Annotated in this window: 13 protein-coding genes; 7 read left to right on the top strand and 6 right to left on the bottom strand. The window is 69.1% G+C overall.

Annotated elements, in window-relative coordinates; all coding sequences use genetic code 11:
• Positions 1 to 20 precede the first annotated feature (20 nt).
• Entirely contained in the window at positions 21 to 791 is a 771-nt protein-coding gene (locus ACFQV6_RS19565) for a DeoR/GlpR family DNA-binding transcription regulator (protein ID WP_378028947.1), read from the top strand.
• On the opposite strand, the gene ACFQV6_RS19560 is transcribed toward ACFQV6_RS19565, so the two are convergent.
• The 3 genes from ACFQV6_RS19560 to ACFQV6_RS19550 all read right to left on the bottom strand — a co-directional run bounded on the left by ACFQV6_RS19560 (position 775) and on the right by ACFQV6_RS19550 (position 4,573).
• Positions 775 to 1,236 (bottom strand): DUF6069 family protein, encoded by a 462-nt coding sequence (locus tag ACFQV6_RS19560; RefSeq protein ID WP_378028946.1) that lies wholly within the window; start codon positions 1,234 to 1,236, stop codon positions 775 to 777. The two genes, ACFQV6_RS19565 and ACFQV6_RS19560, sit on opposite strands and share 17 nt — an antisense overlap.
• Before the next feature lie 134 nt (positions 1,237 to 1,370).
• Entirely contained in the window at positions 1,371 to 2,372 is a 1,002-nt protein-coding gene (locus ACFQV6_RS19555; RefSeq protein ID WP_378028945.1) for an RNA polymerase subunit sigma-70, read from the bottom strand.
• Positions 2,373 to 2,542: 170 nt separating this feature from the next.
• On the bottom strand, positions 2,543 to 4,573 hold the full coding sequence (locus ACFQV6_RS19550) for a right-handed parallel beta-helix repeat-containing protein (protein ID WP_378028944.1): 2,031 nt from the start codon (positions 4,571 to 4,573) through the stop codon (positions 2,543 to 2,545).
• Positions 4,574 to 4,805: 232 nt separating this feature from the next.
• Here ACFQV6_RS19550 and ACFQV6_RS19545 point away from each other — a divergent pair, with 232 nt between their 5' ends.
• On the top strand, positions 4,806 to 6,473 hold the full coding sequence (locus tag ACFQV6_RS19545) for a glycoside hydrolase family 43 protein (protein WP_378028943.1): 1,668 nt from the start codon (positions 4,806 to 4,808) through the stop codon (positions 6,471 to 6,473).
• A 14-nt stretch (positions 6,474 to 6,487) separates the two neighbouring features.
• Here ACFQV6_RS19545 and ACFQV6_RS19540 read toward each other — a convergent pair whose 3' ends face one another.
• Entirely contained in the window at positions 6,488 to 8,008 is a 1,521-nt protein-coding gene (locus tag ACFQV6_RS19540; RefSeq protein ID WP_378028942.1) for an alpha-N-arabinofuranosidase, read from the bottom strand.
• Between the two features lie 260 nt (positions 8,009 to 8,268).
• On the opposite strand from ACFQV6_RS19540, the gene ACFQV6_RS19535 reads away from it, so the two are divergent.
• The 5 genes from ACFQV6_RS19535 (at position 8,269) to ACFQV6_RS19515 (ending at position 12,606) form a co-directional block, all read left to right on the top strand.
• Positions 8,269 to 9,561: an ABC transporter substrate-binding protein gene (locus ACFQV6_RS19535; RefSeq protein WP_378028941.1), complete on the top strand. Its 1,293-nt coding sequence runs from the start codon at positions 8,269 to 8,271 to the stop codon at positions 9,559 to 9,561.
• Positions 9,562 to 9,573: 12 nt separating this feature from the next.
• Positions 9,574 to 10,590 (top strand): carbohydrate ABC transporter permease, encoded by a 1,017-nt coding sequence (locus ACFQV6_RS19530; RefSeq protein ID WP_378028940.1) that lies wholly within the window; start codon positions 9,574 to 9,576, stop codon positions 10,588 to 10,590.
• Between the two features lie 3 nt (positions 10,591 to 10,593).
• Positions 10,594 to 11,424: a carbohydrate ABC transporter permease gene (locus ACFQV6_RS19525; protein WP_378028939.1), complete on the top strand. Its 831-nt coding sequence runs from the start codon at positions 10,594 to 10,596 to the stop codon at positions 11,422 to 11,424.
• 191 nt (positions 11,425 to 11,615) lie between these two features.
• Entirely contained in the window at positions 11,616 to 12,023 is a 408-nt protein-coding gene (tsaA, locus tag ACFQV6_RS19520) for a tRNA (N6-threonylcarbamoyladenosine(37)-N6)-methyltransferase TrmO (protein WP_378028938.1), read from the top strand.
• A gap of 94 nt (positions 12,024 to 12,117) precedes the next feature.
• Positions 12,118 to 12,606 (top strand): DUF3592 domain-containing protein, encoded by a 489-nt coding sequence (locus ACFQV6_RS19515; RefSeq protein ID WP_378028937.1) that lies wholly within the window; start codon positions 12,118 to 12,120, stop codon positions 12,604 to 12,606.
• Positions 12,607 to 12,675: 69 nt separating this feature from the next.
• Here the strand turns inward: ACFQV6_RS19515 and ACFQV6_RS19510 are convergent, their stop codons facing one another.
• Complete coding sequence (locus ACFQV6_RS19510; protein ID WP_378028936.1) at positions 12,676 to 13,419, bottom strand: SDR family NAD(P)-dependent oxidoreductase; 744 nt, start codon at positions 13,417 to 13,419, stop codon at positions 12,676 to 12,678.
• Positions 13,420 to 13,517: 98 nt separating this feature from the next.
• Positions 13,518 to 14,378 (bottom strand): fumarylacetoacetate hydrolase family protein, encoded by an 861-nt coding sequence (locus tag ACFQV6_RS19505; RefSeq protein WP_378028935.1) that lies wholly within the window; start codon positions 14,376 to 14,378, stop codon positions 13,518 to 13,520.
• Positions 14,379 to 14,389: the final 11 nt, after the last annotated feature.

Below are 14,389 nucleotides of genomic sequence, written 5' to 3'. Positions count from 1 at the left end.
AGGACCCGCATCCTGAGGCCATGCCGCCGGTACTGGGCTCGCGCCGCCGCCGGGAAGAGATCGTCCGGCTCGCCGAGACGACGGGACTGGCCAGCGTCACCGACCTGGCCGAGCGTTTCCGGGTGTCGGCCTCGACGATCCGCCGCGACCTGGCCCGGCTGGAGGCGACCGGCCGGCTGACCCGGACGTACGGCGGCGCGGTGGCCGTGCCGCACCGGGCCGAGTCGCCCCTGCGGCAGCGCATCGGCGAGGCGTTCACCGAGAAGGTCGCCATCGCCCGCTGGGCCGCGTCGCAGATCGAACCCGGCGACTCGCTGGCGCTGGACGCCGGCTCGACGGTGGCGGCCCTGGCCCATCAGCTGCGCGACCACACCGATCTGACCGTCGCCACCCCGAGCCTGACGGTGCTCAGCGAGCTCGCCGGCGCGGAGGGGCTGACGGTGCACTGCCTCGGTGGAACCATGCGAACGGTCAGTCAGGCGCTCGTCGGCCCGATCGCCGAGAACGCGCTGGAGCGCATGAGCTTCGACCGGGCGTTCCTGGCCGCCGACAGCGTCGACGCCGAGCGGGGGATCTGCGAGGCCGACCTGGCGCAGACGCGGCTCAAGGAGCTCATGGCGCAGCGCTCCACGCGGGTCTACGTGCTGGCGCACGCCGCCAAGCTGGGGCGCCGGCCGTTCCACGCATGGACCCGCCTGGCGCCCGGGTGGACCCTGGTCACCACCGGCACCGACACGCAGGTCGGCCCGTTCCGCGACAAGGGCATCAAGGTCGTCACCGTGCCGGCCTGACGCCGGGCCGGTCTTGATCGGTGCGGGCGCGCAGGCTCCGTGCCAGGGCGGGGATCATCACCGCCGCGGGGATGAGGTGCAGCCCGATCAGGGCGGCGGTGGTGGCGGTGGTCGCGCCGGAGAGCAGGGGCGGGATCAGCGAGATCGCGGTCAGCGACACCGTCGTCCACACGAATCGGTGGGCGGGGCGGGCGCTCCATCGCAGCAGCGCGAGGGCGATGACGACGCCCACGACCGAGAAGAAGCCGGTCACCACGGCGAACCCGGGCAGCGGGATCGTCTCGCCACCCTCGGGGATCTCGAAGTCGACGCCGGCGGCCACGGCAAGTGCGGCGGCGAGGGTGGTGGCCACCATCGCCGTCAGCGTGGCGATCAGGCCGGCGCCGGCGAGCCCGCGAAAACGGCCCGATGCCGTGACGACTCCGTTGTCAATGGTGCTGCTCATGTCGTTCCTCCATCACTGAGCAATTTTCAACCTGACATCGGGCCCGAAGCCGCCGGGCCGTTGTCCGGCGCCGGCAGCCGAGGCCCTCGCCACGTTGAAAAAGGCTCACTCGGTATCGGCGTGCGGGGGGTGTACTACTCCGTGCCGTCCGCCGGCAGGCGCTCCGGCAGTCCGAGCCACGAGAACCGGTCGAGGGGGAACGTGACGATCTCGGTGATCGCCCCGCCGGTGACGCGCAGGACGTCGACCGTCAGCGGCAGGTAGGCGCCCTCCTGCTCGCGCCAGTGGTAGAAGGCGACGGCGGGCTGCCGGTTCACGCTGGTGAGGACGCCACGCAGGCCCGTCATGTCCGCGAAGCCGCCGTCGGCCCAGTCGCCGACGACCGCGTCGCGGCCGACGTACCGGCCCGGCGTGGGCGGCATCGACGAGCGGACGTCGTCGCGCAGCAGCGTGGTGAGCGCGTCGATGTCGGTGGCCACGCTGGCCGCGGTGAAGCGGCGCACCAGCTCGCGCGTCCCGGCGTCCTCCGCGCCGCCGGTCCAGTCCTGCCGTTCGGCGGGCAGGTGCTCGCGCATCCCGGCGCGGGCCCGCTGGAGCGCGCTGTTCACGGAGTTGACCGAGTCACCGAGAAGCTCCGCCACGTCCTTCGCCGGCCAGCCGAGCACGTCGCGCAGGATCAGCACGGCCCGCGGGCGCGGCGCGAGGTGCTGAACCGCGACCAGATACGCCAGCTCGATCGTCTCCCGCGCGACGGCAACGGTCTCCGGGTCGTCAGCGCCGGCCGCGGGCAACTCGTCGAGCAGCCGGTCCGGGTAGGGCTGCAACCACAGCACCTCACCACCGGTCGCCGGCTCCGGGCGGCACTTGGCGAGCAGGTCCAGGCAGGCGTTGGTGGCGATCCGGTACAGCCAGGCCCGGAACGTCGACCGCCCCTCGTAGGTCTCCCGCCGCCGCCAGGCCCGCAGGAACGTCTCCTGCACGGTGTCCTCGGCGTCCTCGAACGACCCGAGCATCCGGTAGCAGTGCACGTGCAACTCCCGCCGGTGCCGCTCCGCCAGCCCCGAGAACGCCGGCTCGTCGACCTCACCCAGACCGCTCACGCCCAGCTCCTCCAGCCGCGTATCAACACTCATCACGCCATCCTTCCGCCTCGTCGTCTCCAGTCGTAGGTATGACGGCCGCGGCCGCGACAACTCATCACCCGGCACGCGGGAGACCGGCACGCGAGAGACCGGCACGAGAGGAGACCCGGCACGCGAGAGCCGCCCGGGTGAGGTTCACCCGGGCGGCTCCTGTCGGACCAGTATCACCAGATGCGTACGCGGCTGCTGCCTGACTTGAGGCCGGCCACCGGGCCAGCGGCATAGGTCGTGCCGGGCTCCTTGACGGCGCCGGTCAGGTCGACGTCGATGACAGCGGGGGAGCCGTCGCGCTCCTCGAAGTCGGCGTCGGGGAAGCGGACCCGTGGCAGGTCGCGGCCGGTGAGTGCGCCGAGCTTTGCCTGGTCGAACGCTTCGGGCAGCTCGGACACCAGGTAGACCTCGTCGCCGTCCTCGACGATCGACGCGGTTGCGGTGTCGAGGGTGTGGGGGCCGTCCTCGCCGGAGAACGGTTTCGCGCCGGCGGCGTAGACGTTGCTCCGGGCGTACACCGGCTGTTTGACATGCAGGAAGCGCTGGTGATCGCCGGGCGGTTGCGCGGCGATGCGCTCGAGATACTCCTCGAACGACGCCGGGTGGCCGTTGTAGCCGGCCGTGCCGGCGAACGCCGGCGCGACACCCTCCGCCTCCTCGGCGTAGGCGGCGGCCGGGTCACCGCCGAGGAAGACGTTGCCGACGTAGCGGTCGTCGGCGCCGAAGATCACGGCATAGCCGGCGACCTGCGTGCTGTGCGGCCGGTGGTAGGGGGTGGCGCGGTCCATGACCGGCTCGACGCGCATCGTGCCGAGGATGAGGTTGTTGACGAACGCGCCGCCCTGGCTGAACGACTCGAAGGCCGCCGGTGAGCCGAGCACGTTGTGCTCCACCAGGTAGGGGCCGTGGCTGACCTCGATGAACAGGTCGCGGCTGTTGTTGTAGAAGACGTTGCGGGAGACCCGGGTGCCCTGGGTCTGCCAGTCGAGCCAGGTGCCCAGCGAACAGTCGTGGATGCGGTTGTGGCGGATCTCCACGTCGATCGCGGCGTGCAGCTTGATGCCGCCGATCTCGTACCCGTAGAACTCGCGTTTGATCGCGATGTTGTAGATGTGGTTGTCCTCGATCGTCGAGAAGACGCACCCGAGGTGGCCGACGATGCCGTTCTGGCCGCAGTCGTAAATGGTGTTGCGGCGGATGATGTGGGAGCCGATGTGCTCGGAGTCCCAGCCGATCTGCTGCGCCGAGAAAACCGATTCCAGCTGGTATTGGTAACCGGGTTTGTCGCCGCGCTCCGTGGAGTAGTTGTGGCCGGTCGACGCTTCCTTGCCGATCGAGATCGCCGAGCACTTCGCGTCGTGGATGACGTTGTCCTCGATGATCCAGCCCTTGGCCCAGTTGGGGCCGATCAGGCCGGGCTGGTCGGCGGTGGGTGGCGTCCACGGGCAGGCGGCCTGGGCCAGCTCGAAACCACGCACGGTGATGTAGTCCAGGTGCGGGACGAGCGGGTAGAACACCGACCGGCGTACGTTGATCTCGACAAGCTCGGTGTTGGGGTCGGCACCCTGGAAGTTCGCCCAGATCGTGGTCTCGCCGTCGCCGACTTCCGCGTACCAGACCAGCCGCGTCTGCTCCGGGTTGCGGACACGGTCGGTGACGCCGGTCCAGTTGTCGACCACCTCGGTGCGCAGCTGCGGGCCGGCCACCTCGGCGGCACTGGCCACCTCGTAGAAGCTGAGGCCGTTGAGATAAACGTCGCCGAGGTGCTTGTGCGCCGCATTTCCGGGATAAACGATCCAATCACCAGAAACTTCTTCGGCGTACGGGTTGAAGTCCCCGAACATCGTGTTCGGCACCGCCACCCGCCAGACCGTCCCGTCCTCCCGGGTCCACCCGGTGATCCGCTCGGATCCCTTGATCACCACGTGTTCGCCCTCGGCGGCCGTGTAGGTGATCCGGCGGGTGTCGCTGAGCCCGCCGCGCGGTGGTGCCACCCACTCCCGGTACTCCCCGGCGTGCACGACCACGGTGTCGCCGGGCCGGGCGAGCGCCGCCGCCCGGTTGATCGTGCGCAACGGCCGCTGCGCCGAGCCGTCGGCGTCGTCGGATCCCGTGGTCGCCACGTGCAGCAGCGATGTCATGTCGTTGTCGGCCTTCCTGGTGGGCTCCGACCCGGCCGCGGACTCCGGAAGTTCCGAAGGCATCCCCGGCCCGGACTCTTCATCTTCTTCGCTCAAGGACGCACTTCGGGTTTATAGAGGTGCGTTCACCTGGGATTATAGTGGAACGTTCGCCGTGAAGATCAAGCTCGGTATTTCCGTCGAGTCTCCGAAAGTTGTTGACAACCCGGCTGTCGGAGGCCACGATCGTCGCAGTGATGGGCCTCAATGGACGTCGTACCGCCACGAGGGGCGACACCGGCAGCGGAGGTAATTCATGACGATAGCCAAGGCCGCCGCCTCCATCGTCGGTGATGGCGGGACGGGCCACCCCCTGATCCGGAATCCGGTGCTCCCGGGTTTTCATCCGGATCCGTCGATCCTGCGGGTCGGCTCCGACTACTACATCGCGACGTCGACGTTCGAGTGGTACCCCGGTGTGCGGGTGCACCACTCGACCGATCTGATCGACTGGCAGCCCCTCGGCGGGGTGCTGACCGAGCGGCGGCTTCTCGACCTCACCGGGACCGCCGACTCGTGCGGGGTCTGGGCGCCCAGCCTCACCCATGCTCACGGGCAGTTCCACCTGCTGTACACCGACGTGGCCACGTTCGCGGGCGGCTACTGGGATCCGCAGAACTACCTGATCACCGCACCGAGCATCGACGGTCCGTGGTCGGACCCCGTGGTCCTGCACGGCCGGGGCTTCGACGCGTCGCTGTTCCACGACGAGGACGGCACCACCTGGATGCTGTCGATGCGAGCCGACTGGCGGCCCGGCCGCAACCGCTTCGCGGGCATCGCCCTCCAGCAGTACGACAGGTGCGAACGCCGCCTGACCGGCCCCGAGCACATCATCTTCGAAGGCACCGAGGCCGGCCTCACCGAGGCGCCCAACATCTACCGCAAGGACGGCTGGTACTACCTGGTCACCGCTGAGGGCGGCACGACCTGGACGCATCAGGTCACCGTGGCCCGGTCCCGCCACCTGCTCGGCGAGTACGAGGTGGATCCCGGCGGGCCGCTGCTCACCTCGTCCGGGCGCCCGGACCTGGCCCTGCAGAAGGCCGGGCACGGCAGCCTCGTGCGGACCCCGGCCGGTGAGTGGTACCTGGCGCACCTGACCGCCCGGCCGTACGCGCCGTCCGGCCGGTGCGTGCTCGGCCGCGAGACCGCCTTGCAGAAGGTGGAATGGGCGGACGGCGGGTGGCCGCGTATCCACGACGGCGTACCGGCCGAGCAGGTCCCGGCACCCTCCGGCGCCACCGCGGTGCTCCGGCCGCCGTCGTCCGAGCAGGTCGAGGACGACCACTTCGACGGTCCCGTGCTGGGCGTCAACTGGTCGACGCTGCGCCGCCCGGCCACGCCGGACTGGATCGATCTGTCCGCCCGGCCGTCGCACCTGCGGATCCGGGGCGGTCAGTCACCGATGGCACGGCACCGGCCGAGCCTGGTGGCTCGACGGGTCACGGCCCCGCGGTCCACGTTCACGGCGACGTGTGAGTTCGAGCCCCGCGACTTCAGGCAGCTGGCGGGCATCACGGCGTACTACAACTCCCGCAACTGGTACTACCTGCACGTGACCGCCGACGACGACGGCGCGGCCGTGCTCGACGTGTTGTGCTGCGACAGCGGGCGGGTCACCGCGGCGCCGGGCCTGCGGGTTCCCCTCGGTGACGTGCGGCGGGTGGGATTGCGTGCCCGCCTGGACGGGCCGGCCCTGACCTTCGCCTACACGACCACGCCCGGCGCCGAACCCGTCTGGCGGGACCTCGGCCGGACCTTCGACGCCACCACCCTGTCCGACGAGTACGCCGTGACGCTGGTACCCGGAGAGCCCGAGGCCTGGGGTTTCACCGGCGCGTTCGTCGGGCTGTGGGTCCAGGATCTGGGCGCCGACGGGGCCTGCGCCGACTTCGACCGAGCCGTCTATAGCGCGGACTGACACCCGCGGTGTGTTCACAGGGCGCCGCTCACGGTGATGAACGAGTGGGGCGGCAGGTGGACCTTGAGCTTGCCGCCGGCAACCGACACGCCGTCGTACGGGCGGGGTGTCACCACCGACGGCGATTGCGGCGTGTTGTGGTCCTGGAGCGCACCCGACGTCAGGATCAGGGCCTCGGCAGCCCTCACCGTGCCCCCGCGCAGGTCGATCTCCACATCGGCGGCCGAAGAGGCGTCGAGGTTCGACAGCGAGACGAGCAGCCGGCCGTCCTTGCGGCTGGCCGAGACCGAGACGGTGGTCAGCGTCGTGTCGCCGACCGGGCGGGCCGGCGGCGCGGTGCGGAAGTCGACCCGCAGCGACGTGGCGTCCTGGTGACCCCGGTTCATCCGGAACACGTGGTAGGTGGGTGTGAGGACCAGGGCCCCGGAGTCCGGATCGGTGAGGATCATGGCCTGCAGCACGTTGACCGTCTGTGCGATGTTGGCCATCACGAGGCGGTCGGCGTGCCGGTGGAAGACGTCGAAGTGCACGCTCGCCACCAGCGCGTCGCGCAGGGTGTTCTGCTGGTACAGGAAGCCCGGGTTGGTGCCCGGCTCCACGTCGAACCAGGTGCCCCACTCGTCCAGGACCAGGCCGACGCTCTTCGCCGGGTCGTAGCAGTCCATCACCGCCGCGTGCCCGGCGAGCAGTTCCTCGACGCGGGCCGCGGACACCATCGTCGTGTAGTACTCGTCGGTGTCGAAGACCGTTGCTGAGCCCTTGTTCTCCCAGGTGGATCCGGTGACCGTGTAGTAGTGCACGGACAGGGCGTGGTAGGCCGTGCTGCTGACGTGCCGGCAGCCGAGGTGCCCGACCTGTTTCATCAGGGTCTCGGTCCAGGCGTAATCGGTGCCGTTGGCCCCCGCGGCGATCTTGTAGAGCTTGTTGTCGCCGTAATCACGGCAGTAGGTGCCATATCGGCGGGCCTCCTGCGCGTAGTGCTCGGCGGTCATGTTGCCGCCGCAGCCCCACGCCTCGTTGCCCAGCCCCCAGAACCGCACCTTCCACGGCTCGTCGCGGCCGTTCGCCTTGCGCAGCCGGGCCATCGGCGAGTCACCGTCGCGGGTCAGGTACTCAACCCAATCGCTCATCTCCCGTACGGTGCCGGAGCCGACGTTGCCGCTGATGTACGGCTCGGCGCCGAGGAGTTCGCACAGCGCCAGGAACTCGTGGGTGCCGAAGTGGTTGTTCTCCTCGACCCCGCCCCAGTGGGTGTTGACCATGACGGGCCGCTGGTCCTTCGGCCCGACACCGTCCTGCCAGTGGTACTCGTCGGCGAAGCAGCCGCCGGGCCAGCGCAGGTTCGGGATGTCCAGCGCGCGCAGCGCTTCGACGACGTCGAGGCGGATGCCCGCCTGGTGGGGGATGCCGGAGTCCTCGCCGACGTAGAACCCGCCGTAGACACAGCGGCCCAGGTGCTCGGCGAAGTGCCCGTAGACGTGCCGGTTGATCCGCGGACCGTCGAGGTCCACGTTGATGACGGCGTGGATGGTCATCGGTTGCCCTTCACTCGAAACTTCCGAAAGCTTTTGCAAAATTCCAGGATGACGTACGGGTGAAACGCTTCATGCCAACCGGTGCTCGCCGACCCTGATGCGACCACAAACGCGCTAGCTGTGACTCTCGGTGCGATACCCGTTACGCACGTGTTACCTGTGATCACGATGAATATCTTGACATCGACGTCGGCCTCTCCCTAGTTTTGGCGACATCTTTCGGAAACACTCCGAAACTTTCGCTACCGAGAGGTGGGCTCATGTCACCTAACAGGACCCTCGCAGTGGCTGCCGTGGTGGTGGTGAGCGCCATGGGCCTGGCCGCCTGCGGAAGCGACGACGACGGCGGCGGCTCCGGCTCGGACGGCAACGTCACGATGCAGTTCTGGCACAACGCCACGACCGGGCCGGGCAAGGCGTTCTGGGACAAGACGGTCGCCGACTTCCAGACCGCACACCCGACCGTCAAGATCAAAATTCAGCAGGTCCAGAACGAGGACATGGACGGCAAGCTTCAGACCGCGCTGAACTCCGGCTCCGCGCCCGACATCTTCCTCCAGCGTGGCGGCGGCAAGATGGCCGCGATGGTGGAGGCGGGCCAGCTCAAGGACATCACCGGCGACATCAGCGCCGAGACCAAGCAGGCGGTGGGAGAGGCCGCCCTGAAGACCGGGCAGGTCGACGGCAAGGCGTACTCCGTACCCGTCTCGATTCTTCCCGGTGGTCTTTGGTACAGCAAAGATCTGTTCGAGAAGGCGGGTGTCGCGGCACCGCCCACGACGCTCGAGGAACTCAACACGGCGGTGGGCAAGCTCAAGGCCGTCGGCGCTCCGGTCGCCCTCGGTGGCAAGGACGCGTGGCCCGCCGCCCACTGGTACTACTTCTTCGCTCTGCGTGCCTGCAGCCCGGCCACGCTCGACGCCGCCGCCAAGGACAAGAACTTCAGCGACGCCTGCTGGACGAAGGCCGGTGAGGACCTCAAGGCCTTCGCCGGCACGAAGCCGTTCAACGACGGGTTCCTGACCACTTCCGCCCAGCAGGGCGCGGGCAGCTCGGCGGGTCTGGTGGCCAACTACAAGGCCAGCATGGAGCTCATGGGCGCCTGGGACCCGGGCGTGATCGCCTCCCTGACCAAGGATGCCAAGCCGCTGCCCGACCTGGGCTTCTTCCCGTTCCCGGCGGTACCCGGCGGCCAGGGCGACCCGGCCGCGATCATGGGCGGCGCGGACGGCTACTCCTGCTCGGCGCAGGCGCCCAAGGAGTGCGCGGACTTCCTCAACTACATCGTTACCAAGGACGTGCAGGAGGGCTACTACAAGGCCTTCAACTCACTGCCGATCAGCAAGGAAGCCCAGGGCGCCGTCACCGAGGACTACCTCAAGGCGGTCCTCGACGCCTACAACAAGGCGCCGTACGTCTCGCAGTGGCTCGACACGATCTACGGCCAGAACGTGGGCAACGCCCTGAACATCGGTGTCGTCAACCTGCTCGCGGGCAAGGGTGACGTCGCCGGGATCATCCAGGGCGTGAACGAAGCAGCCAAGAAGGGCTGAGGTAGTTCAGCGATGATCAGCAACTTCGGTGCCGAGAGCGTAGCGGTCACTGAGGATGCGCCCGGCAAACTCGGACGGCACGGGGGTGGCGCGCAGGCGTCGCCCCCGTTCCGTCCCCGCCGGCGCGGAATCGGCTGGGCCCAGCGCCTGGAGATCGCCGTGCTGTCCGGCCCGGCGATCCTCATGTTCCTCGGCTTCGTGATCTTCCCGATCCTGATGGCGGCGTACTACGGCTTCTACCGGTGGAAGGGTTACGGACCACCGACCGACTTCGTCGGCCTCGACAACTACGTCACCATCCTCAAGGACAGCTCATTCCACGAGGCGCTGTGGCACAACGGCCAGATCGTCGTATTGTCGATCGTCCTCCAGGGCCCGATCGCCGTCGTTCTCGCCCTGCTGCTGAACCAGAGGATGCGCGCCCAGTCGATCATCCGGGTGCTCATCTTCGTCCCGTACGTGATCTCCGAGGTCATCGTCGGTACGGCCTGGGCCCTCATGCTCCAGACCAACGGCGCGATCAACGACGTCCTCCGGTCGATAGGTCTCGGATGGCTGGCCGAGGACTGGCTGGCCAACCCGGAACTCGCGATCTGGACCCTGATGCTGATCCTGACCTGGAAGTACGTCGGGTTCGCGGTGATCCTGTTCCTGGCCGGGATGCAGAACATCCCGGAGGAGCTGGCCGAGGCCGCCGCTGTCGACGGCGCGTCCTACTGGCAGACACAACGGCGGATCACCCTGCCGCTGCTCGGGCCCACCATCCGGATCTGGGCCTTCCTGTCGATCATCGGCGCCCTGCAGCTGTTCGACCTCGTCTACATCATCTGGGGCCAGTACGTCGCGTCGACAGCGGGCACCTCGACGATGGCGACGTACATGGTCGTCGAGGGCCGCAACGCGGGCAACTACGGGTACGGCAGCGCCGTGGCGGTCGTGCTCTTCGTCGTCTCGATGTTCATCGCCCTCGTCTACCAGCGTTTCGTTCTTCGCCGGGACACCGACGGCGCGCTCACCGGAGGGCAGTAGGACATGGCCAGAAGGAACAACGGCTGGGGCAGCCCGGTCGTCTACGTCGCCGCCCTGATGCTGGTCGGGCTCATGCTCGGCCCGGTCATCTACATCATCATCGGCGGCTTCCGGACCAACTCGCAGATCACCACCGACCCCGCCGGCCTGCCTGACCCGTGGGAGACCGGCAACTACACCGGCGTACTGACCGGCGACACCTTCTGGCGCCAGGTCGGCAACTCGACGATCGCGGCCGTCGTCACCACCGTCGGCGTCGTCGCGCTGGGTGTCATGGCGAGCTACGTCCTGGCCCGGTACAGGTTCCGGGGCAGGGGAGCGATGTACGCGCTGTTCGCCGCCGGTCTGATGTTCCCGATCACGGTCGCCATCACGCCGCTCTACATCCTGGTGAAGAACCTGGGCCTGGTGAACACCCTGCCCGGCATCATCCTCCCGCAGATCGCCTTCGGACTGCCCACCACGATCATCATCCTGGTGCCGTTCCTGCGCGCCATCCCCCGGGAAATCGAGGAGGCCGCCGCCATCGACCGCTGCAGCCGCCTCGGCTTCTTCTGGCGGATGGTGCTGCCGCTCTCGGTACCGGGCCTGATCACCACCGGCATCCTCGCGTTCATCAACAGCTGGAACAGCTACCTGCTCCCGCTGTTCATCCTGAACGACCAGGACAGCTTCACGCTGCCGCTGGGCGTGCAGGCCTTCGCATCGCAGTACTCGGTCGACACCGCGAAGGTCCTCGCCTTCACCTCACTGTCGATGATCCCCGCCCTCGTCTTCTTCAGCCTCTTCGAACGCCGCATCGTCGGCGGCCTCACCGGCGCCGTCAAAGGCTGAGCCGGCTCACCCGGCTGGTCGTCAGCGGGGGGTTTCGCGGCCGGGAGCACCGCTGTGCGCCAGCTGGTTCGGTCGGCTGGTCGTGAGTGGGGGTTTTCGCGGCCGGGAGCACCGCTGTGCGCCAGCTGGTTTGGTGGGCTGGTCGTGAGTGGGGGCTGCGGGTGGGCGGGGCTCGTCGTACCGTCGTGGCCATGGCTGGATTCGAGCTGGACCCTGTCGGCCGGGTGGAGTCTCTGCTCGACGCGGCGAGCGCGCCGAAGCAGGGTGACGAGGGCGCGCCGCCCGCGTGGCTGGTCTTCGAGCCGCGATATGCGGAGGCGCTGGGCGACATCCGGCCAGGCGCCTCGCTGTTGCTGTTCACCTGGCTGGACCGGGCCGATCGCGGTGTTCTGCGGGTCCACCCACGTGGGGACGATGCCCGCCCGCTGACCGGAGTCTTCAGCACCCGTTCGCCGGACCGGCCCAACCCGATCGGCCTGCACCGGGTCACCGTCCTCGCTGTCGACGGGCTGCGGGTGCGGGTCGCGGGCCTGGAGGCGTTCGACGGCACGCCGATCCTGGATCTCAAGCCGGTCCTGGAAGCGCTGGGCGAGCGCTGAGAAGCCAGTCCTGGAAGCGCTGGGCGAGCGCTGAGAAGCCGGCTCGGAAGTTGGTCCCGGCCGCGGCATTGTCGATGGATGTCATCCTGATCGTGTGGAGCTGTGGCGGAAGCTGGCGATCGTGTGTGCACTGTCCGTCATGGCCGTGGCAGTGGTCGGCTCGGGGCTGGTCGACGGCTACCGGAATGTCGCGATCCGGGGGGACTGGGTGAAGACCACCGCGGCCCTCCGCGAGTTCAACACCGGCGCCTGGTTGGTGGAGTACCGGTGGGAGGGCCGGATCCGGACGAGCTGGACCGATCGGGTGGCCGGCGAGCCGCCGGGCGTCGGCGATTTCCTGCCGGTGCTCGTCGATCCGGACGATCCCGGCCGGGTGGCGACACCGGCGTGGGTGGACCGTGCCACGCCGAGGATTCTCGGAAAGATCGGATTCGGGCTCCTGATCGCGCTGGGGGTCGTTCTGATGCTGCGGCACATGTTGCGCGCGGAGGAGCCCGCCAGGCCGATCTTGCGGCCGCGTAACAAGCAGCGGCCGATCAATCGGCGGCGGCCGGTGAATCGGCAGCGCATACGTCGGCGTTGAGGTGCCAGAGTTGATGTGGGACCAGCGGTAGACGGGCCCGGGGTAGATCAGCGGTGGGGGCAGGGTGGATCAGCGGCGGGGGCGGAGGGTCTGCATGCCGCAGTCGACCGGGAGTGCTACGCCGGTGGTCGCTGAGGCGCGGGGGCCGGCGAGGTAGGCGATGGCGCCGGCGATCTCGGTTGCCGTCACCAGGCGGCCGGAGGGCTGGCGTGCCTCCAGGGAGGCCCGTTCCGCGGCCGGGTCGTCGGCGGAGGCCAGCAGGCGGCCGATCCACGGCGTGTCGGCGGTGCCGGGGTTGACGCAGTTGACGCGGATGCCGTCGGCGAGGTGGTCGACGGCCATGGCATAGGTCAGTGACTGCACGGCGCCCTTGGTGGCCGAGTAGAGAGCGCGCTGCGGCAGTCCCATGGTGGCGGCGATGGAGCAGGTGTTGACGACAGCCGCGTGCTGCGACGAGCGCAGGTGGGGCAGCGCGGCGCGGGTGACGCGGACGATGCCGTGCACGTTGACGTCGAAGACGCGGGCCCACTCGGCGTCGTCGTTGTCCTCGACGGTGCCCTGCGCGCCGATGCCGGCGTTGTTCACCACGATGTCGAGCCCGCCGAGCGCGGCGACCGCGGCGGAGACGGCGTCGCGGACCGAGGTGTCGTCGGTGACGTCGCAGCGGATGCCGAGCAGCGGTTTCTCGACGGTGGTGTCGAGGTCGAGGCAGGCGACTGTCGCGCCGCGTTCGGCGAGCAGGGTGGCGGTGGCCAGGCCGATGCCGGAGGCGCCGCCGGTGACGACGGCCCGCAGGCCGGTGAACTCTGACATGTCAGTCCTTAGAGAGATGGGGCGCGAGTCAGCCCTCAGAGAGATGGCGCAGGCCTCAGAGAGATGAGGCGCGGGCCTCAGGAGGTGGGGCGCGGGCCTCAGGAGGTGGGGCGCGGGCCGACGACCCGCTGGCGGGCGGTGCCGAGCCGGTCGATGCCGAGGTCGATGACGTCGCCGGGTTGCAGCCACACCTGCGGCGTGTGGCCCATGCCGACGCCGGGCGGTGTGCCGGTGTTGATCAGGTCGCCGGGTTCGAGGACCAGGAACTGGCTGAGGTGATGGATGATGAAGTACGGGTCGAAGATCATCGTCCGGGTGTTGCCGGTCTGCCGGCGCACCCCGTTGACGTCGAGCCACATGGTCAGGTCGCCCACGTCGGGGACCTCGTCGGTGGTGGCCAGCCACGGCCCGGCCGGGTTGAACGTCTCGGCGGACTTGCCCTTGACCCACTGCCCGCCGCGCTCCATCTGGAACGCCCGCTCGCTGACGTCGTTGACCAGCACATATCCGGCGATGTGGTCGCGGGCCTGCTCGACCGTGTCGAGGTAGGAGGTGCGCCTGCCGATCACGATGCCGAGCTCCACCTCCCAGTCCGGCTTCGTCGAGCCCCGGGGGATGCGTACGTCGTCGTTCGGGCCGACCAGGGTGTTCGGGCTCTTGGTGAACAGGATCGGCTCGGCGGGCACCGCCTGGCCGGTCTCCGCGGCATGGTCGCTGAAGTTCAGCCCGATGCACAGGATCTGGTGCGGCCGGGCGATCGGGGCGCCGATCCGCTGGTCGCCGAACTCGTGGACATCACCGGCGGCGATCCGTTCGCTGACCGGACCGGCGAGGGAGGCGACGCCACCGGAGCCGAAGAACTTCTCGTCGAAGTCGCCGGCGAGGTCGGACACGTCGACGTAGTGGGTGTCGTCGGCACGGACGACCGGCTTCTCGGCGCCGGGGGCGCCGATACGCATGAGGAACACGA

The sequence above is a fragment of the Actinoplanes sp. GCM10030250 genome, from assembly GCF_042666575.1.
Lineage (GTDB): Bacteria > Actinomycetota > Actinomycetes > Mycobacteriales > Micromonosporaceae > Actinoplanes.
This window is presented reverse-complemented; position numbering and strand designations above follow the sequence as displayed.

Bases quoted from the DNA above. Each gene is read 5' to 3' on its own strand.
- ACFQV6_RS19565 (WP_378028947.1), top strand. From the start codon at position 21: ATGCCGCCGGTACTGGGCTCGCGCCGCCGCCGGGAAGAGATCGTCCGG.
- ACFQV6_RS19560 (WP_378028946.1), bottom strand. From the start codon at position 1,236: ATGAGCAGCACCATTGACAACGGAGTCGTCACGGCATCGGGCCGTTTT.
- ACFQV6_RS19530 (WP_378028940.1), top strand. From the start codon at position 9,574: ATGATCAGCAACTTCGGTGCCGAGAGCGTAGCGGTCACTGAGGATGCG.
- ACFQV6_RS19550 (WP_378028944.1), bottom strand. From the start codon at position 4,573: ATGCCTTCGGAACTTCCGGAGTCCGCGGCCGGGTCGGAGCCCACCAGG.
- ACFQV6_RS19510 (WP_378028936.1), bottom strand. From the start codon at position 13,419: ATGTCAGAGTTCACCGGCCTGCGGGCCGTCGTCACCGGCGGCGCCTCC.
- tsaA (WP_378028938.1), top strand. From the start codon at position 11,616: ATGGCTGGATTCGAGCTGGACCCTGTCGGCCGGGTGGAGTCTCTGCTC.
- ACFQV6_RS19545 (WP_378028943.1), top strand. From the start codon at position 4,806: ATGACGATAGCCAAGGCCGCCGCCTCCATCGTCGGTGATGGCGGGACG.
- ACFQV6_RS19535 (WP_378028941.1), top strand. From the start codon at position 8,269: ATGTCACCTAACAGGACCCTCGCAGTGGCTGCCGTGGTGGTGGTGAGC.
- ACFQV6_RS19540 (WP_378028942.1), bottom strand. From the start codon at position 8,008: ATGACCATCCACGCCGTCATCAACGTGGACCTCGACGGTCCGCGGATC.
- ACFQV6_RS19505 (WP_378028935.1), bottom strand. From the start codon at position 14,378: ATGCGTATCGGCGCCCCCGGCGCCGAGAAGCCGGTCGTCCGTGCCGAC.
- ACFQV6_RS19525 (WP_378028939.1), top strand. From the start codon at position 10,594: ATGGCCAGAAGGAACAACGGCTGGGGCAGCCCGGTCGTCTACGTCGCC.